General features: G+C 38.1%; 18 protein-coding genes. 4 read left to right on the top strand and 14 right to left on the bottom strand.

The features are described 5' to 3' along the window. Window positions 1–10 precede the first annotated feature (10 nt). The 10 genes from queA to nadB form a co-directional block, all read right to left on the bottom strand. Window positions 11–1,039: a tRNA preQ1(34) S-adenosylmethionine ribosyltransferase-isomerase QueA gene (queA, locus tag ACK4M9_RS00275; RefSeq protein ID WP_409846666.1), complete on the bottom strand. Its 1,029-nt coding sequence runs from the start codon at window positions 1,037–1,039 to the stop codon at window positions 11–13. 121 nt (window positions 1,040–1,160) lie between these two features. Next, the gene (locus ACK4M9_RS00280; RefSeq protein ID WP_409846667.1) at window positions 1,161–1,379 is read right to left on the bottom strand and encodes a DUF2905 domain-containing protein; all 219 of its coding nucleotides are present in this window, start codon (window positions 1,377–1,379) and stop codon (window positions 1,161–1,163) included. Continuing rightward, on the bottom strand, window positions 1,379–2,377 hold the full coding sequence (gene ruvB, locus ACK4M9_RS00285; protein ID WP_409847333.1) for a Holliday junction branch migration DNA helicase RuvB: 999 nt from the start codon (window positions 2,375–2,377) through the stop codon (window positions 1,379–1,381). The genes ACK4M9_RS00280 and ruvB overlap by 1 nt, the downstream gene beginning before the upstream one ends. A 31-nt stretch (window positions 2,378–2,408) precedes the next feature. Next, window positions 2,409–3,017, bottom strand: a complete 609-nt coding sequence (gene ruvA / locus ACK4M9_RS00290) for a Holliday junction branch migration protein RuvA (protein WP_409846668.1) — start codon at window positions 3,015–3,017, stop codon at window positions 2,409–2,411. A gap of 308 nt (window positions 3,018–3,325) precedes the next feature. Beyond that, window positions 3,326–3,946, bottom strand: a complete 621-nt coding sequence (locus ACK4M9_RS00295) for a BofC C-terminal domain-containing protein (protein WP_409846669.1) — start codon at window positions 3,944–3,946, stop codon at window positions 3,326–3,328. A 224-nt stretch (window positions 3,947–4,170) separates the two neighbouring features. Further along, window positions 4,171–5,574 carry a YhcN/YlaJ family sporulation lipoprotein gene (locus tag ACK4M9_RS00300; protein ID WP_409846671.1) on the bottom strand — a complete coding sequence of 468 codons (1,404 nt, stop codon included), beginning with the start codon at window positions 5,572–5,574 and terminating at the stop codon, window positions 4,171–4,173. A gap of 231 nt (window positions 5,575–5,805) precedes the next feature. Further along, the gene (gene safA, locus ACK4M9_RS00305) at window positions 5,806–7,047 is read right to left on the bottom strand and encodes a SafA/ExsA family spore coat assembly protein (RefSeq protein WP_409846673.1); all 1,242 of its coding nucleotides are present in this window, start codon (window positions 7,045–7,047) and stop codon (window positions 5,806–5,808) included. Window positions 7,048–7,400: 353 nt separating this feature from the next. Further along, a complete protein-coding gene (gene nadA / locus ACK4M9_RS00310; RefSeq protein WP_409846675.1) occupies window positions 7,401–8,504 on the bottom strand; it encodes a quinolinate synthase NadA in 1,104 nt (367 codons plus the stop codon). Between the two features lie 66 nt (window positions 8,505–8,570). After that, window positions 8,571–9,404 carry a carboxylating nicotinate-nucleotide diphosphorylase gene (gene nadC, locus ACK4M9_RS00315; protein ID WP_409846676.1) on the bottom strand — a complete coding sequence of 278 codons (834 nt, stop codon included), beginning with the start codon at window positions 9,402–9,404 and terminating at the stop codon, window positions 8,571–8,573. Window positions 9,405–9,441: 37 nt separating this feature from the next. Then, window positions 9,442–11,019, bottom strand: coding sequence for an L-aspartate oxidase (gene nadB, locus ACK4M9_RS00320; RefSeq protein WP_409846678.1), 1,578 nt, complete (start codon window positions 11,017–11,019; stop codon window positions 9,442–9,444). Window positions 11,020–11,337: 318 nt separating this feature from the next. On the opposite strand from nadB, the gene ACK4M9_RS00325 reads away from it, so the two are divergent. Both ACK4M9_RS00325 and ACK4M9_RS00330 read left to right on the top strand, forming a co-directional pair. Next, window positions 11,338–12,456, top strand: a complete 1,119-nt coding sequence (locus ACK4M9_RS00325; RefSeq protein WP_409846680.1) for an IscS subfamily cysteine desulfurase — start codon at window positions 11,338–11,340, stop codon at window positions 12,454–12,456. A gap of 11 nt (window positions 12,457–12,467) precedes the next feature. Continuing rightward, window positions 12,468–13,019, top strand: a complete 552-nt coding sequence (locus ACK4M9_RS00330) for a transcription repressor NadR (RefSeq protein ID WP_409846682.1) — start codon at window positions 12,468–12,470, stop codon at window positions 13,017–13,019. 247 nt (window positions 13,020–13,266) lie between these two features. Here ACK4M9_RS00330 and pheA read toward each other — a convergent pair whose 3' ends face one another. The 4 genes from pheA to ACK4M9_RS00350 form a co-directional block, all read right to left on the bottom strand. After that, complete coding sequence (gene pheA, locus ACK4M9_RS00335) at window positions 13,267–14,154, bottom strand: prephenate dehydratase (protein ID WP_409846683.1); 888 nt, start codon at window positions 14,152–14,154, stop codon at window positions 13,267–13,269. A gap of 16 nt (window positions 14,155–14,170) precedes the next feature. Continuing rightward, window positions 14,171–14,623, bottom strand: a complete 453-nt coding sequence (locus ACK4M9_RS00340; RefSeq protein ID WP_409846685.1) for an ACT domain-containing protein — start codon at window positions 14,621–14,623, stop codon at window positions 14,171–14,173. Window positions 14,624–14,795: 172 nt separating this feature from the next. Further along, window positions 14,796–16,079, bottom strand: coding sequence for a GTPase ObgE (gene obgE / locus ACK4M9_RS00345; protein WP_409846687.1), 1,284 nt, complete (start codon window positions 16,077–16,079; stop codon window positions 14,796–14,798). 34 nt (window positions 16,080–16,113) lie between these two features. Further along, complete coding sequence (locus ACK4M9_RS00350) at window positions 16,114–16,662, bottom strand: Spo0B C-terminal domain-containing protein (protein WP_409846689.1); 549 nt, start codon at window positions 16,660–16,662, stop codon at window positions 16,114–16,116. A gap of 429 nt (window positions 16,663–17,091) precedes the next feature. Between ACK4M9_RS00350 and ACK4M9_RS00355 the strand changes: the two genes are divergently transcribed. Next, entirely contained in the window at window positions 17,092–17,940 is an 849-nt protein-coding gene (locus ACK4M9_RS00355) for an ABC transporter ATP-binding protein (protein ID WP_409846691.1), read from the top strand. Beyond that, complete coding sequence (locus ACK4M9_RS00360) at window positions 17,873–18,640, top strand: ABC transporter permease (protein WP_409846693.1); 768 nt, start codon at window positions 17,873–17,875, stop codon at window positions 18,638–18,640. The genes ACK4M9_RS00355 and ACK4M9_RS00360 overlap by 68 nt, the downstream gene beginning before the upstream one ends. Window positions 18,641–18,703: the final 63 nt, after the last annotated feature.

An 18,703-nucleotide genomic window follows, 5' to 3' on the forward strand; every position in this document is an offset into this window, starting at 1 on the left:
AAGTACAAATTTACTTTATTAGCATTGCATCTCCAAAGCTAAAAAAGCGGTACCTTTCTTTTACAGCTTCTTCGTATGCATGCAATGTGTGCTCTCGTCCTGCTAGAGCACTTACTAACATAATTAACGTCGACTTTGGTAGATGAAAGTTCGTAATCAAGCCGTTAATAGCTTTAAATTCAAAGCCAGGGTAAATGAAGATACTTGTCCACCCAGAGCTTTCTTTGAACAGACCATTATTAGCATGAGCAATTGTCTCTAATGTTCTTGTTGATGTCGTTCCGACTGTCACAATTTTTTTACCTGACTTCTTCACATCATTTAACCTCTCGGCGGTTTCAGCAGTCATCTGATAAAATTCAGCATGCATTTCATGTTCTGCAATGTCTTCTACACTAACTGGCCGAAACGTCCCTAGTCCTACATGAAGGGTAATATATACGATATGTACTCCTTTGGCTGCAATTGCCTCTAACAAGGCTTCTGAAAAATGAAGTCCAGCAGTAGGTGCTGCAGCTGAGCCACGATGTTTAGCAAAGACGGTTTGGTACCGTTCCTTATCTTCTAATTGTTCGGTTATATAAGGTGGTAATGGCATCTCACCAAGAGACTCCAAAATCTCATGAAAAATTCCTTGAAATTCAAATTCGATTACTCGACCACCATGGTCTAGCTCTTCTTTACAAATCCCTTTTAAACGGCCGTCACCAAAAGTTACAACTGTTCCTTTCCGTACTCGCTTAGCAGGCTTAACAAGAGTTTCCCACTCGTTGTTTTCAATTTGTTTCAGCAGTAAAAATTCAATATTTGCACCTGTATCTTCTTTTATTCCATAAAGCCTTGCTGGTAGCACTTTGGTATCATTTAAGACAAGGCAATCCCCTTCATCTAAATAATCGATCACATCTGAAAATGTGCGATGATTTATCTCACCATTATTCTTATCAAGTACCATTAGTCTAGAAGCAGTTCTATCTTTTAATGGGGTTTGAGCAATGAGCTCCTCGGGTAAATAAAAATCAAAATCTTTAACTTCCATTTGAATGTGTCACCTTTTTCATTGATTATTATATAAGACAGCGATACCTTAGCTCCTTTTAGAGCAAATGCACAACAAAATATAAACATACACGATGCTTGAGGTGTTTACAAGTAAATATTTACCTGAAGCGACCTACCACATATAGGATTAACGAGATGACAATACTTAAAACAATTGAAGTTACAATAGGGAAGAAAAAGACAGTATTTCCTTTTTTAACGTAAATATCCCCAGGTAATTTTCCAATTGGGAAAAAACGTCCTCCTAGTTGCCATAAAATACTTATAACAATTAAGATAACGCCAATTGTTATAAGTAATTTCGGTAAGTTTGCCATTATTTAGGTACCTCCATTTGGAAATGTTCATATACTTTATAAGTTACCATTCTCCCCCGAGGCGTACGTTGTAAAAATCCAATTTGTAATAGGTAAGGTTCATAAACATCTTCTATCGTATGTGATTCTTCTCCAATTGTAGCTGCGATTGTATCAAGACCGACTGGACCACCACGAAATTTTTCGATAATGCCTTTTAAAAACTTATGATCAATGTGATCTAAACCTAAAGGGTCTACTTGTAGTCTTTCTAAAGCATCGATCGCTAATTCTAAATTAATAAATCCCGTACCTTGAACTTGAGCGAAATCGCGAACCCTTCTTAATAAACGGTTTGCAATACGTGGGGTACCTCTTGAACGCCGTGCGATTTCGATACTTGCTTGATCTTCAATTTCAACTTGATAAACTTCTGCAGTTCTCACTACAATTTTCTTCAATTCATCATTTGTATAATAGTCTAAGCGAGATAAAACCCCAAAACGGTCGCGTAAAGGTGAAGATAACAGTCCAGCCCTAGTCGTTGCTCCAACAAGTGTAAAGGGTGGTAAATCTAAGCGGACAGAGCGTGCAGTTGGGCCCTTCCCGATGACAATATCTAAACAAAAGTCTTCCATAGCTGGATAAAGTACTTCTTCAACAACACGGTTTAAGCGATGGATCTCATCAATAAACAAAACATCGCCAGGCTCTAAGGCAGTTAAGATCGCTGCTAAGTCACCGGGCCTTTCAATAGCCGGACCTGATGTAGTCCTAATTTGAACATTCATTTCATGGGCAATGATCGTTGCCAGTGTTGTCTTCCCTAATCCTGGTGGACCATATAGCAAGACGTGGTCTAACGATTCATTTCTTAATTTTGCGGCTTCAATAAATACTTTTAAATTATTTTTTACTTTTTCTTGTCCAATATATTGTGTAAGGAATTGGGGCCGTAGTTGATTTTCGAGAGTTTCTTCCTCTTGTTGTACCTCAGCCGAAACCATTCTTTCTTCCATCATTTAACCTCCTGAAAGAGCAACTATTTCTCTATATGTTTAAAAGCATTTGTAATGCTTTCTTAATATATTGATCTGTAGGCAAATTTTCCTCGGCAAGCTTAGGTGCAATCTTCTTAATTTCTCTTTCAACATAGCCTAAAGCTTGTAACGCTTCCATTGCATCTTCTAATTCTTGAGGGTACCTAGCTTTTTGCTCGGTTTTCAGTTGATAAACTGGGCCAACTAAGCTCGGCATGAAATCAGCTAGCTTTCCTTTAAGATCTAAGATCATTTGTCGAGCTGTTTTCTTACCGACACCTGGGAATTTTGTTAAAAACGCTTCATTTTCTTCTTCAATCGCATTGACGACTTGCTGTGGCTGTCCAGAAGCTAAAATAGCTAAGGCTCCTTTAGGACCAATTCCTGATACGTTTAATAGCTTTTCAAACAGCGCCCGTTCATCTCTTGAGCGGAAGCCAAAAAGCTTTATTGCATCTTCTCTAACATACTGATATGTAAACACAGTGATTGCGTTATCTTCGTCTACATTGTAAATAAAGGGATTCGCACAAAATAGTTGATACCCTACTCCCCCTACGTCTACTACAATATATTGTGTATCTATAAAATTTACAGTTCCTTTTACAAACTCAATCAATGAATACCTCTCCTATCCTTTAAACCCGAACGTTTATTTCTATTTTTTATTTTACCATAAAAGTCATGTGGAACAACCTTAAAGGGAATCTCGCTGGGACATTCGCTTTCTCTTGGCTGTAAAATTCTAATGAATTTTACAGGCTCGTTCAAGGAAATTCAGCGACAAGTAAGAAAAGGTTGTTTTAAAATGTCATTATCAACTATTTATAATCGTAAATTTAGTCAATGCCCAAACATTTCTTTTACAGAAAATAAGCTGACTTATAGGTGTGATCAAACACCAATAGGTCAGCTTAAGAAATTGCCTTACATTTCATGTTTGGCATACTTTTTGAATATTTTAAGTACTTCTTCGTAACGGTCTCTAGATTGCACAGGTATGCCATCTTCTAACTCGCGTTGTTGATGACTTTTCAGCTTTTTCATATTGATTTGAAAAAAGGACTGAATAACTTTATCTTCTGAAGGCTTTCCTTCATAGATATTTAAAGTCCCTTCTTCTGATATCCCGAAATACCCGTTAATTTTTAATAAAGGAGAAATATCATCTACCCTTTGTTGAAATACAACTTGAGCCTCATCTTGGTCAATTAAATCCCATTCAGCATACTCTGCCCAAAAATCTTCCATTGATATTATTGTTTCTTCAACTATTTCCTCACTAACTTCTCCATCAAGATAAATTCTCGCTAAGATTACTTTCACGGTCTTAGGATCCATTACTTGATAATTGGCCATTACCGGTTTAGTATCTTCGATTTTGCCTTTATAAATATTCTCCCTCATAAGAGGATAATCTTGAGCAGTTGCTAACTGCTTAGATTGTTGTGATTGATTTAACAATAAACTAACACTGCATAATAATATTAAAAGTGCAAAAAACACTATTCCTTTTATATTCTTTCTGAACCAGCCTTTTTCTACCACAATAATCACCACCATTGACAAAATCAGTTCTAATCTTTTTGACTCATTTTATGCTTTTCCGCTTGCAACCCTTAATAAAACTGCCGCAGAATTGAAAATTTCCCCTCAAAAAAAAGCCTTTATAAATGTCCATCATTATTATCGCCAACCATAAACACTTTTATCCATATATAACAAAAAGAGGCTAGCCATCTAGCCTCTTTTATTTATTTAGTTACTATTAATTAACGTGTACGTTCAAACGGTCGTTGAATAGCTCTTCCAAAATCTTGGAACATAGCATTAATTGTAGCGCCAACTTCTTCGAATGGTTCCCCTGCACGAAGTCGATCGTCTGCTGTACGAATTTGATCGTATTGATCTCTTTCAGATACAACAATAATTTCTCTATCGCCAGTCATCCCTCTAAGTCTTTGGCGGATATCTTGCTCGATTTGCTGAGTATCTTGACCATCAGCATCAACCCCAACTAATACTCTATTGCCATGAACAATTACACGAGAATCCCTTACATTTTCAAGATCAGCTAACCGTGTTGTGTAGTTTTTTGTCGTTTCTGCATCATAGCCTCTTTGTCCAGCATTTGTTCCTTGCCTTCTTTGTCCAACATTTGTTCCTTGCCCTCTTTGGCCAGTGTTTGTATCTTGCCCGTCTGGGTAAGCAAATTCACTCATGCCAGTTCCAGGAACTACACGATCACCAGCACGGCCATTAGCGCCTTCGCGGCTACCAAAACCTAAACCACCCATGTGACCTCTACCTTGTCCATGCCCCATACGTTGTCCACCTTGACCTAATCCAGCCATACCAGTTCTACCAGTACGCTCTCTTAAAATGCCACGGTCATCAACATAACCTGGGCGATTTCCAACAATTCCTGCGCCACGATGATCACCAGTACCGAAAGCTTGTCCTTGTCCTCTGGCAGTTCCTCTCATTCCTGCATTTCCATGGATTCCTAAGCCCGTATCCATACCACGTGTTCCACCATGATAGCCTGTTTCACCTTGCCATCCTGGAGTAGCTGCAATACCGTGCCCAGTTGTGCCACCTCTACCAATTTCAGAACCTAATCCACCTGTAGTACGGCCAGCACCATGACCTGTCATACCTGCACCAGCGCCAGTACCGCGACCAAACATTCCTGTTCCTTGACCTCCACCAGTTGCTCCACCAGCGCCGCCACCAGTTGCTCCACCAGCGCCGCCACCAAACATTCCTGTTCCTTGACCTCCACCAGTTGCTCCACCAGCACCGCCACCGAACATTCCCGTTCCGTGACCTGCACCAGTTGCTCCACCAGCACCGCCACCGAACATTCCCGTTCCGTGACCTGCACCTCGCATACCAGCTCTCTCACCAGCTAAACCTGTTGCCGGCTGACGTGCATCTCTCCCAATGCCCCTTGCTCCTCGACGGTCATCTCTTGTAAACATGTCAGTGATTGGACCTTCACCTGCACGTTGACCTGTAATTCCTGTATCTTGACGTTGATCAGTGGTATGATAGCCAAAACCACGTTGACCTGCGCCACCTTGTCCTGTAGTACCTTGTTGATCAACTCCACAACCAACCAAACCACCTAATAAAAGTGTTGCTGCTGATAACGTAATCGCAATTTTTTTCATTGGTTTTACTCCTCCTTTCACAATTAATTTGTCATTCTTCCTAACAAATTAATCTGTTATATCTAGGAAGTGAGGGGGAAATATGTTTAATCAAAACGAAAAATGACCTTTTAAAATCAACACTAAACCTAAGTTTCTTCGTAATAGTTAATTTAAAACGAAGAGCATATGCTAATACTTTCCTTTCCTGTAATTGAAAAAAGCCAACCCATCCAGGTTGGCTTTTTCATTTTAATCTTCAGTATCATCTTCCTCTTCTTCAGGGCGGAACTGTTGCTGGCCTTGATATGGATTGAATTGTTGATACATAGGCTGTTGTTGGTAACCCCAAGGCTGAGATTGTGGCATCATTGGTTGTTGCATCATCGGTTGTTGCATCATTGGTTGTTGCATCATTGGTTGATGCATAGTGATATCCCCATATAATCCTTGTGCATTAGGGGCACCAAAAAATTGCCCTTGAGGCACTTGCATAGGTGGTACTTGCATCATACCACTTGGGACTGTCGGTGGCGGCACATCATCATCAAAGTCTGTATCTTCAGGTGGTGGTGTCATCGCAAATTGTGCTTGTGGGTAGAACGGCATCTGCTGTGGTGCTTGAGGAAAGCCAGACATTTGTGGTGCCATTGGACCAAATCCTTGCATTGGCGCAGTTGGATATCCCATCATTGGCGCTCCCATTGCAGGAGTTGAGCACCCCATCATTGGTGCTGCCATTGGCGTTTGATATCCATATGTTGGAGCCATACTTGGATATTGCGGAAACGCTTGAGGTGCCATTGGTGCGCAACCTGGCATAACCCCAGTTACCGGATAGCATTGTTGCATTTGCGGTGCTGCCATTAGTGCTGGTTTAACAGCTGGTTGCTTGGCAATTGGTGCTGGTTTGGCAACTGGCTGCTGGGCAATTGGTGCTGGTTTGGCAACTGGCTGCTGGGCAATTGGTTTTTCTGGTGTTTTTGGTAATGGCGATACCATTGGTTTCGGTTTTGGCTTCTCTACTTTTGGTAATTCCTTTATTTCCGGTAATTTTGGTGGCGCAGGCATTTGGATAGGCGCTACTGGTGCAGGTTGTTGCGGCGTTGGTTTATACACATTAAAATTCATATTCATATGGTGAAGATATTGCTGTTGTGTCATTTGTTGTATTGGTTGCACTGGTGGTGCCGGTGGTGGTGGCATTTTTACTTCTTCTTTTAGTGGTGTAATAGCCACCTCTTTCTTAGGCACAGGAACTTCTTTCATCTTTGGTAATTCTTTCATTTCAGGTGCCTTTATCGGCTCTTCTTTCTTTACAGCCTGTTTCTTTACAGGAACTCCGCCAGTCGGAATTTTTATTTTCATCCCTGGCATTATTAAATCTGGATTACTTAAATGGCTATTAACTCCCTTGAGCTGTTCAAAATCAACATCGTACTTCTTGGCTAACTTCCACAATGTGTCCCCTTGCTGAACAATATGAATTTTCACGTTATGTTTCCCTCCCTAAGCTAATTCTTCAGCAAAACCATATATTTTGTCTTACATGCCGCCGTTCAACAATGGCCTTCAGCACAATTTATGCTGTTAGAATAGGATATATAACTAAACTCTGTGATTTCCATGATAAAACCTTACCTTCACAACTTGTATACACTGGAACTGGTTGAGAGGGAAACCTTAGGATGTCTTCTGTCAAAAAAAACTTGAGGGTGTCCGATGAGCTAAGTAACAGTCACCTTAGGTTACGATCTGTCTAGTTTTATTTAAAAACAATACTAGATATATCGTGCAAAACAAGGCGAGCTGTCACTTATCGGACAACCTCAAGTTAGATGATTTTTTTACGCTCTTTCAAGCATTCGATTAACTGCTAAAACAGCATCATGAGCAATTTCTTTCTCTACTGTAACCTGATTAATTGGTGACCCACTTTCAATACTCTCTAATGACCATAGTAAATGTGGAAGATCAATGCGGTTCATAGTTAAACATGGACACATATCAGGATTTAACGATAGTACTTGCTTATCGGAATGAACTTTGGTAAGTCTTTTCACTAAGTTCATTTCTGTTCCAACAGCCCAAATACTGTTTGGATCGGCTTCTTCGAGCTTATCAATAATGTAATTTGTTGAACCAGCATAATCTGCTAATTGAACCACTTCATGACTACATTCAGGATGAACAATAATATTAATGCCAGGATAGTCATTTCTCATCTGTTCAATGTTTGCTACAGTAAATTTTTCATGAACTGAGCAATGACCTTTCCATAAAATTACCTTAATATCTTTTAGTGCTCCGTCGTACTCTAATTGTTCTTTATCTGGATCCCAGACAGCCATAGCTTCTAAAGGTATCCCTAGGTCAAAGGCAGTATTTCTTCCTAAATGTTGATCAGGTAAAAAGAAAATGCGTTCTTTTTGTGTTAGTGCCCATTTAACCATTTTCTTAGCATTAGATGATGTAACTGTAGCTCCTTCATGTTTGCCACAAAACGCCTTGATTGCAGCAGTACTATTCACATACGTAAGTGGTAGCATCGTATCTCCAAAGAGTTCTTGAAGCTTAACCCAAGATTTTTCAGTTTGTTCAATATTCGCCATATCGGCCATTGAACAGCCTGCTCTCATATCTGGTAACAATACTTTTTGGTTTTCATTCGTTAATATATCAGCTGTTTCAGCCATAAAATGAACACCACAAAAAACAATGTATTCTGCCAAGTTATTATTAGCTGAAAGTTGTGCCAATTTTAAAGAATCTCCTGTGTCATCTGCAAATTGAATAACTTCATCCTTTTGATAATGATGACCCGGAATATATAAACGAGTTCCAAATTTTTCTTTGATTTCTTTTACTCGAGCTTCAATTTCCTCAACTGACATTGTCTTATAACGTTCTGGGATAACCGTTTCCTTGTTCATCATTTCTAAAATGCTCATATAATCAACTCCTATTTATGTTTTATGGTTCGCTAGCCACGACTACTAGATTTCCTAAATAGAATATTAAACTTCAATATTAAAACTTATATCTAACGCTTTCACTGAATGTGTAAGTAACCCTAAGGAAATATAATCTACTTCGGTACGAGCATAGCTTGCGATATTTTCAATTGTTATTCCACCTGAAGCTTCAGTAATAATGCCCTTTGGCACTAACTCTTTAAAACGAATAATCTCTTCTGGGGTACGATTATCGAACATAATAATGTCGGCTTTTGCTTTCACTGCTGCGATGACATCTTCCATCGTTTCTGTCTCTACTTCTATTTTTACAGTGTGACCTAACTTTTCTCTAACTTTTTGAACTGCTTCACCAATACCGCCTGAAGCTGCAATATGATTATCCTTAATCATAACTGCATCATATAAGCCGAAACGATGATTGTAGCCTCCGCCACAAGTAACCGCATATTTTTCTAGCAACCTCAAGCCTGGAGTTGTTTTTCTCGTATCACAAATCTTTGTATGAGTACTATTTGCCATCGTCACTGCTCGCTTCGTAAGAGTAGCAATCCCACTCATTCTCTGTACTAAATTTAAGATCACTCGTTCCCCTGCTAATAAATGAATGACAGGGCCTTCGATCGTAGCAATTTTTTCGCCCTTTTTAACGTTATCACCATCTTTAAGATGAAGGTCAATTGATACACTCTCGTTTAACAGTGAAAACCCTTGTTTAATGACCTCTACTCCACAAAAAACACCATCATCTTTAGCGATAAAAACTCCGTAACCGAAATCTTTTTCTGTAAAAATTGACTCACTTGTCAAATCACCAAATCCTAAATCTTCCTCAAAAAATGTTCCTAACATGGCCCTTAACTTTAATCTATTCATGAATGGACAACTCCTTTTAACTTCAGGGAAATTTTTCTTAGCAAATCATTTCCGATAATTCAAAAAAACGCTCTTGAACTAACTCGCCACGAAAAAAAACGTTTCTGTAACCATGCCACATGGCGTCGTTTGTAGAAGGATAGTCGGATCGATAATGCCCACCACGACTTTCTCTCCTCATTAAACTAGATTTTGCCACTAATAATCCAATGGTTAACATGTTACAAATAATTTTTTCTTGAGCGGATAGTTGTAAATGGTTCTGTTCATTTATAATTGTTAAAAACTGTTCAAACCATGAAACAGCTTTTTGTAATCCTTCTTTAGTTCTAATAATTCCTACATAACGGTCCATTACCGCTTGGATTTCTTGTTTAGTAGGAAGTGATAGTTTATTATATGGTTTCAAAACTATTGGGCTTTGTTCATTACTTTGCTTTACGGCTTCAGCAGACGAAATAGAATTTGATAAACGTTCTGCAAAAACAACCGCCTCTAACAAAGAATTACTAGCCAACCGATTAGCGCCATGAACTCCTGTATAGGCACACTCGCCAACTGCATATAAATTTCGTAGTGTTGTTCGTCCCGAGTCATCTACCTTAATTCCACCCATGATGAAATGAGCGCCAGGTTCAACTGGTAACATGCCACTTTCCAAGACCTCAGGGTTTCTAAGACACATCTCATAAATAGATGGAAATCTGCTTGGAAAATGATCAACATCTTTTATATTTAAAAATACTTTTTTATTTTTTAACTTTGCATTAAATATTTCTCGTGCTACAATATCTCGCGGTGCCAAGTCTTCCATTGGATGCTTGCCTTCCATAAGGAATTGACCATCTTCGGTTACAAGTCTTCCACCTTCACCACGCACCGCTTCTGAAATTAAACCACAACTACTGTCCCCATTCATTAGAAGTGTCGGATGAAACTGAATAAACTCCATATCAACAATTGCAGCTCCTGCTCGATATGCCATGACAATTCCATCACCAGTGGCTTCATGACAGTTAGATGTCGCTGAATAAAGTTGACCAATGCCTCCAGTTGCGATGATTACATGGTCAGCTTCAATTAGCCAAATGTTCCCATCCTCATCTTTTGTGTAAACACCCCGACAAACACCATTTTCAATAAGTAAATCATAGGCCATTTCTTTCTCGAAAATTGTAATTTTTGGAATAACTCTCGCCATAATTGCTTCAACTATTACTCTTCCAGTGGCATCCCCACCTGCATGAAGAATTCTTCTTTTTCCGTGAGCACCTTCCATCCCAAGTGCGAGCTCATTGTTTTCATCCTTATCGAAACTTACTCCAATATCAATAAGTCTTTTTATTAGCCTAGTTCCGTGCTTCACAAGGAGCTCTGTCGTCTCTTTACGATTATGGAAGCCACCAGCCACGATTGTATCATTATAATGATCATGCCAATGATCTTCTTTAGTAACCGCAGCAGCAATCCCACCTTGCGCGAGCCAAGAATTACTATGATTTAGTTGCGACTTTGTGATAAGCATCACATCTTTATCATCACAAAGATAATCTGCAGTCATTAAACCAGCAAGCCCACTGCCAATGATAACCACTTCCGCTTTTTTTATCTTCATACTTTTCCTCCTTCTCCAGGGAACTAGACTGTTTATCTATACACTTGGCTAGCCACCAACGTCTCTGCCTTTCTACTTTTCGAGTACTATTTATTGCTTTTAAATGTTACTATTAACTTACACTAATCATACAACTGTCTTGACACCTATATTTACATACTTTTAAACTAGTGACAAGACTTTTTTTATACTTAAAGTTAGTTAAACTTTATGAAGCGGTTACAGTAAAGAGATACTAAAATATAATCACGAATTATTGACAAGTCTCTGGTAAAGACCATTTCCACAAACAACTTTAATAGAAAGAGGTGCTTTGTAATGATTTATTTAGACTACTGTGCGACAACCCCTATGTCAGAAAAAGCATTGGATGTGTTTTCTAAAGCAGCCATTAGTTTTTTCGGAAACCCTAGTAGCCTCCACGATGAAGGCTCTAAAGCAAAAAATTTGTTAGAACATTCTCGCAAAGCAATTGCCAATTGTATAAATGCTGATCCGAAGGGGATTTTTTTTACTGGCGGTGGCTCTGATTCAAATAATTTAGCAATTAAGTCCTTAGTAAAAGGAAAAAAAGGACATATTATTACAACAAGCATTGAACATTTTTCCGTAGTAAACACATTTTTACAATTAGAAGAAGAAGGGTTTGATGTTACATTTTTAGAGGTAAATCAAGATGGAAAAGTATCACTTTCCACACTCGAAAAAGCGATTAAAGAAAATACGATTCTCGTCTCAATTGGGCACGCAAATTCTGATATTGGAACAATACAAAATTTAAGGGGAATTGGGGCTTTTTTAAAAGAAAAAAAGATCCTCTTTCATAGTGATTGTGTTCAGTCTTTTGGGAAGATTCCAGTAGATGTGAGATACGTTGATAGTCTCTCTCTTTCAAGCCACAAAGTATATGGTCCAAAAGGAGTTGGGGCAGTCTATATTTCACCGCAAACAGACTGGAAGCCGATTATTCCTAATACATCACATGAAAATGGATTTCGTGCAGGAACGGTGAATGTTCCTGCTATCGCAAGCTTTGCTGAAGCAGCAATGATTATTTGTAACGAAATGGCACAAGAAAGTGATCGTTTAAAAGAATTAAGTCAGTTACTTTTGCAACGACTATCTGAGAAAAACATCTCGTACAGCCTTGTTGGTCATAATCAAGAACGCCTCAATCACCATCTATCTTTAAGACTTCACGGAATTGAAGGTCAATGGGTAATGTTAGAGCTTAACAAGAGAAATATTGCGATTTCAACTGGAACAGCTTGTAAGGTTGGTGAACAGAACGCGTCAAAAACAATGATTGAACTTGGTTTTCCCAAGGATGCTGCTACTGAGTTAATTCGAATTTCTTTAGGAAAACAAACAACTCAGGCTCATATCGAGGATACTGCAACTGCTCTTGAAAACATTGTTGAAAATTTCTTTACGTAAGGAGACTCAATATGAAGCAACAAAAGAAAAAGGTGTTAGGTGAAGAGCGGAGAGACTTAATTTTACATTGGCTTATGGAGGAAGAACAACCAATTACCGGAACATTGTTAGCATCAAGAACAAATGTTAGTCGCCAAGTAATTGTACAAGACATTTCTATATTAAAAGCAAGAAACTATCCAATACTTGCTACAGCACAAGGATATGTTTTCTTTAAGGAACAATCTAAAACCGAATTATATTCTAGAGTGATTGCCTGTCAACACCTTCCAGAAGAAACAGAGCACGAATTGAATATTATTGTAGATTATGGAGGAATTGTTAAAGATGTAGCAGTAGAACACCCTGTTTACGGAGATTTAACTGCTTCCTTAATGATTAGAAATCGTCGGGATGTTCAGCTATTTATTTCAAAAATGAAAACAACAAAGGCTTCTCTATTATCACAACTTACTGACGGAGTTCATCTTCATACAATAGAAGCAAGAAAAAGAGAAACTCTTGAGGAAATATGTCAGGCTTTATCTGAAGCTGGTTATCTATTAAGTACTGAAGATAATTAATAAAAAACCTCCAAAAATTAACCAGGGGTGAAAACGTCAATCGCTTCCTATTACAGTACTGCTCTTTGTTCCGGTAGTGATGACTTGTTCAAGAAACACTGAAGAAATTACACAGAAAGAGGCTGGGACAAAAGTGTCTGACACCACGCGGGACCTACTAAATATAGACAGTCAAATTTATAAATGTCTATATTCGGTGCCTGGCGTTGTCTGACACTTTGATTTGTCCCAGCCTCTTTCTCTTTGCTTATGTTTCGACTTTTATATCATATTCCTTTTTTAATAATGAAAAGCAAGGATAACTACCTAATGACGTTACTTGGCATTTAAGCGCCTCTAATTCTGCAATTGCCCCTGGGATTAAAACATCATCCAACTTCATAGCTACGTCAATCACAAAAAAGTAATTACCAAGTCCTGTTTTCATGGGTCTTGATTCAATTTTTGAAAGATTTAACTTCCGCCAAGCAAATGCAGAAAGGACATGATGGAGCGCGCCAGGATAATCAGCAGGCAATGTTACCATTAATGTCGTCTTATCGCCAATATAAAGTGACGATGTTTCTGAAAGATTGATTTTTTCATTTCTCAAAATAACAAAACGAGTATGATTATTTTCATAGTCATGGATTTTACTTTGAGCTATTTGTAAGTTGTATTGCTTTGCAGCTAAATGGTTGCCAATAGCAGCAATCGGCTCATCACCATGCCTCGCAACAAAGTCAGCTGCCGCTCCGGTCGAGTTTGTATATTCAAACTTAGCGTTTGGGAGCATTGATCGGAGAAATTGATGACATTGGGCGATCGCATGGGGATGAGAGTACACCTTTTCAATTTTTGCCCAATTATGATAATGGTTGTTATGAATCAATAAATGTTGTTCAATTGGAACAATAATTTCACCATTAATCATAAGTTTCTGATTATGAATTAAATAATCTATCGTTAAATTAACGGATCCCTCGATAGCATTTTCGATTGGAACAACAGCAAACTCCACACTCCCATTAGAAACTCCGTCCATACAATCAGGAATTGATGAAAATGGAACTCGCTCATCATTAGGAAATACGGCTTTTGCAGCCACTTCAGTAAACGTTCCTTTCGGGCCTAAATAAGCAATTTTATTCATCATGTACTCCTTTCGAAAATTAAGCTCCTGAACCTATTAGCTCTACTTTCACAACAAAATCTAGTTGTTGAATTTGCTTTACTAATTTATCAATTTCAATACTCATAGAGGCAGTTTCAATTGACAAAGTGATTGTTGCTCGCCCTTGCAGTGGTATTGTTTGATTAATTGTCAATACATTTGAGCCAGCCTCAGCTACAACTGATAGCAATCTTGACAACGTTCCTGACCGATCCTCAAGATGAATAGACAGGGTGATAATTTTTTCCTTAACCATAGTATGAAATGGAAAAATACTATCTTTGTATTTATAGAAGGCACTTCTACTTAAATCAACAGCTTGGACTGCTTCGCTAATCTTTTTCGCTTTACCACTATCTAACAAAGCCTTTGCTTCTAACGTTTTTTGCATAGCTTCTGACAAAATATCAGCTTTGACTAAATAAAATTCATCACTATTTTTCTTGGACACCAAAACCACCCCTGAAAATTGCTATTAATACATTATAAATTTGTAAGACTATTTTGACAACAATAATTAATTTTAATAAGAGTGCAGTTTACATTTGAAGTTAGTCACGACGATATTTTCTAAGCATAAACAGTTCTAAATAAAAAGCTACCTAGAAAGGCAGCTCTTTTAATTACTCAATAAACTCGAATTCAAATTTTAAGATCCTAACAAGATCTCCATCTTTTGCTCCCCGCTCACGGAGTGCAGCGTCAACACCTAGCCCTCGCATTTGACGGGCAAAGCGTTTTATAGATTCATCTCTTGTGAAATCTGTCATCTTAAAGAGCTTCTCAAGAGCATCACCAGAAAGAACAAATGCACCATCATCTTCTCTGGTAATTTTGAATGGCTCTTCTGCTTTTTCATGACGATAGACAATTCTACTTTCTACTTCTTCCTCTTCACCAAGTGGGAATTCGGATGTTGTGTCTACTTTATCGGCAATGGCAAGAATTAATTCTCTTAATCCTTTTTTAGTAATCGCTGAGATTGGGAATATTGGAATATCCAATCCTAATTTCTCTTTAAACTCAACTAAGTTTTCTTCTGAGTCAGGCATGTCCATCTTGTTAGCGACAATGATTTCTGGACGCTCCGTTAAACGAAGATTATATTCTTTTAATTCTTGTTTAATCTTCACATAATCTTCGTAAGGATCTCTTCCTTCTAAACCTGACATATCAATGACATGAACAATCACTTTTGTTCGTTCGATATGTCGCAAAAATTGGTGGCCTAAACCGACTCCTAAATGCGCACCTTCAATTAAACCTGGTAAATCAGCCATAACGAAGCTTCGGCCTTCTTCTACCTCAACAACACCTAAGTTAGGCTTGATCGTAGTAAAATGATATTCGGCAATTTTTGGTCGTGCAGAAGAAACTACTGATAAAAGAGTTGATTTACCTACACTTGGGAAACCTACAAGTCCAACATCTGCAAGAAGCTTAAGCTCTAGTGTTATATTGCGTTCCTGGCCAGGTTCACCATTTTCAGCAATCTCTGGTGCTGGGTTGGTAGGAGTTGCAAAACGACAGTTCCCACGACCACCACGACCACCTTTAGCAATCACAGCTCTTTGCCCATGCTTAACTAAATCAGCAATGGTTGTTTTCGTATCTTCATCAATAACTGTTGTTCCCGGTGGGACTTTTATAATAAAATCACCGGCATTCTTTCCATGTTGGCTTTTTGAACGACCATGTTCTCCACGTTGCGCCTTAAAATGGCGTTGATAACGAAAATCCATTAATGTTCTTAAGCCTTCCTCGACTTCGAAAACGACGTTAGCTCCATTTCCTCCATCTCCACCAGCTGGACCACCATCAGGAATATATTTCTCGCGACGAAACGCAACCATACCGTTACCACCGTCGCCACCCTTTACATAAACTGTAACCTTATCTACAAACATCTTTTCACCTCAAAAATTCTTCAATGTCGTTCATTTAAGCTTGTAGCTTAAACGTTACGTAAAACTCTTCCTTACTAATATAAGATTCCACTAATACCATCTGTTCATTCCTACTGTTTTCGTTAGCAACAATTTTTTTTATTTCTTCGTCTTGAACTAACACCCCATTAAAATCAAAAGTAAAACGGGGAAGATCGTCTTCTAGTAACTCTATCGTTAACAGTACATGATTTTCGCCATATTGTTCACAACTCTCATTTAAGACACGCGAAAACTGATCGAACCACTTCAACAAATGCTCTTCAAACATATTTAGATTTTGGGGCTCTCCAATCACTTCAAACTCAAGTTGAAAATGATGGCCATTCCCCCAATTAAACACTAGAATTTCACTTGCAAAAGTGGGGATATTAAGGTTTGAAAGCTTACTCTCATGTTGTGTAAGATTAACAACTTCTTGAATAATTTCATCTACACGTTCGTACTTTTTCAAGGCAAGATTGCCTTTTATTAACTGAATTACATTCAACCAATCGTGGCGAGAATGTCGAAGTACTTGTAAGATGTTCCACTCCTCTTTCATATCAACACCTATTTCCAATAAAATTTGCCTTGTTTATTCCTATATAAAAAGATTGGGCCAATAGAAAGTTTATAGAGGGAGTCGCTTGCCAATCGGTACTAATCAAACTGCCTTATTATAGGTGTAAACAAGAAAAGCCTTGTCCGTCAACAAAGCAATACGTACAAAAACATCCAAGACTTGTACATGCATCGAGGCATGCTATGCAAGTTCAGTTGTTTCGCTACACTATATGTTATCATAAAAATCTTTATAAACAATCTTATTCCCCGATTTTTACCAACATTTTCTCCTAATCTTGAAAAAAAATGCGTTTTTTGAGTATTTTATCAGTTGACAGCTAGAATTATCCATCATATACTAAGAGTACTTTAATTCCGAGTAAAAACATATGATTAATATTTTTAATGAAGTTTGGAGGTTTTGCTAGTGGATCACGTTACAATAAAAAACGTTGAAAAGACGTTTACCAATAAAGATGAAAAAACTTCATTTACCGTTTTTAATGACATTAACTTAACAATTAAAAAGGGAGAATTCATATCCTTACTTGGTCCTTCAGGGTGTGGGAAGTCAACCTTATTAAATATTATCGCTGGACTTGATAAAGCAAGTAATGGTGTTGTTCAAATTGGAACAAAGGAAATAAATGGGCCAGGACAAGATCGTGGCGTTGTCTTCCAAGAAGCAGCTTTAATGCCATGGCTTACAGTTTTAGAGAATGTTATGTTTGGTTTAAAAAAACAAAAGATAAGTAAAATCGAGGCTGAAAAGAAGGCTTTAGACTATTTAAAGTTAGTTCATTTAAGTAAGTTCGTTCGTTCTTATCCACATGAGCTTTCCGGAGGGATGAAGCAACGCGTTTCAATTGCTCGAGCTCTTGCAATGGATCCTGAAATATTACTTATGGATGAACCTTTTGGGGCTTTAGATGAACAAACACGATCAATGCTCCACAAAGAAGTTCAGTTTATTTGGGAACAAACCGGCAAAACAATTATCTTTGTTACCCACAATATTCGTGAATCAGTTCTTTTGTCAGATCGAATTGTCTTAATGGGAACAAGACCTGGTAGAATTATTGAAGAATTTAAAGTAAATCTTCCGAGACCACGCAAGCCTTCTTCACCAGAGTTTATTCAATTAGAAGAAGATATTATGAGTTTATTAGCTGGTGAGATCGAGAAAGTGATGAAGGAGGAGATGGGTGATGACTACAATACTAAGAAGGCTAGCCTTCTTTACGGCTCTAATCGCAATATGGGAGAGCATATATAGGTTAAATGTAGAATTCGGCTTTCTTAAAACAAGATTTTTCCCATCACCAAGTGGAGCGATTGAACAATTGTACAAAGGTTTCTTTGAAACTGGTATTTTAAGTACGGCCCTAATTACTAGTTTACAAAGAATTAGTCTTGGTTTTACGTTAGCTCTTATTATTGGGATATTATTAGGAATTTTATTAGGTCAATCCAAACTTGCTGATGAAACACTTGGATCTTTAGTAATTGCGCTTCAATCAATTCCAAGTATCGTCTGGCTTCCAATCGCACTTATCTTTTTCGGGCAAGGAAATACAGCAATCATCTTTATTATTGTCTTGGGTGGAACTTGGGCGATGACAATGAATGTGCGAATGGGGATCAAAAATGTTCAGCCACTTCTAATAAGAGCTGCTCTAACGATGGGATATAAGGGTTCCGAGCTCGTTTGGAAAGTCATGATCCCTGCCTCAATTCCGGCTGCTTTAACTGGCGCAAGATTAGCTTGGGCATTTGGTTGGCGCGCCTTAATGGCCGGTGAATTGTTAGGACGTGGTGGTTTAGGAAGAACGCTGCTTGATGCGAGAGACATGTTTAATATGGATTTAGTCATTGCAATTATGGTTATTATTTCGATCATTGGTTTGATTGTCGAATATTTAATTTTTGCACCTATCGAAAGAAGAGTTATGACTCGTTGGGGGCTGTCTAAGTAAATTAATATTAATAACAAAAGTTAAAAGATGTATTGTAAAAACTATTTATATATGGAGGAATGA

The sequence above is a fragment of the Anaerobacillus sp. genome, from assembly GCF_046314235.1.
Classification (GTDB): domain Bacteria; phylum Bacillota; class Bacilli; order Bacillales; family Anaerobacillaceae; genus Anaerobacillus.

Coding starts and splice junctions, on each gene's coding strand:
- nadC (WP_409846676.1), bottom strand. CDS start 9,404: ATGAATAGATTAAAGTTAAGGGCCATGTTAGGAACATTTTTTGAGGAA.
- nadA (WP_409846675.1), bottom strand. CDS start 8,504: ATGAGCATTTTAGAAATGATGAACAAGGAAACGGTTATCCCAGAACGT.
- ACK4M9_RS00300 (WP_409846671.1), bottom strand. CDS start 5,574: ATGAAAAAAATTGCGATTACGTTATCAGCAGCAACACTTTTATTAGGT.
- pheA (WP_409846683.1), bottom strand. CDS start 14,154: ATGATGAATAAAATTGCTTATTTAGGCCCGAAAGGAACGTTTACTGAA.
- obgE (WP_409846687.1), bottom strand. CDS start 16,079: ATGTTTGTAGATAAGGTTACAGTTTATGTAAAGGGTGGCGACGGTGGT.
- ACK4M9_RS00360 (WP_409846693.1), top strand. CDS start 17,873: ATGACTACAATACTAAGAAGGCTAGCCTTCTTTACGGCTCTAATCGCA.
- nadB (WP_409846678.1), bottom strand. CDS start 11,019: ATGAAGATAAAAAAAGCGGAAGTGGTTATCATTGGCAGTGGGCTTGCT.
- ACK4M9_RS00330 (WP_409846682.1), top strand. CDS start 12,468: ATGAAGCAACAAAAGAAAAAGGTGTTAGGTGAAGAGCGGAGAGACTTA.
- ruvB (WP_409847333.1), bottom strand. CDS start 2,377: ATGGAAGAAAGAATGGTTTCGGCTGAGGTACAACAAGAGGAAGAAACT.
- ACK4M9_RS00280 (WP_409846667.1), bottom strand. CDS start 1,379: ATGGCAAACTTACCGAAATTACTTATAACAATTGGCGTTATCTTAATT.
- queA (WP_409846666.1), bottom strand. CDS start 1,039: ATGGAAGTTAAAGATTTTGATTTTTATTTACCCGAGGAGCTCATTGCT.
- ACK4M9_RS00350 (WP_409846689.1), bottom strand. CDS start 16,662: ATGAAAGAGGAGTGGAACATCTTACAAGTACTTCGACATTCTCGCCAC.
- ACK4M9_RS00325 (WP_409846680.1), top strand. CDS start 11,338: ATGATTTATTTAGACTACTGTGCGACAACCCCTATGTCAGAAAAAGCA.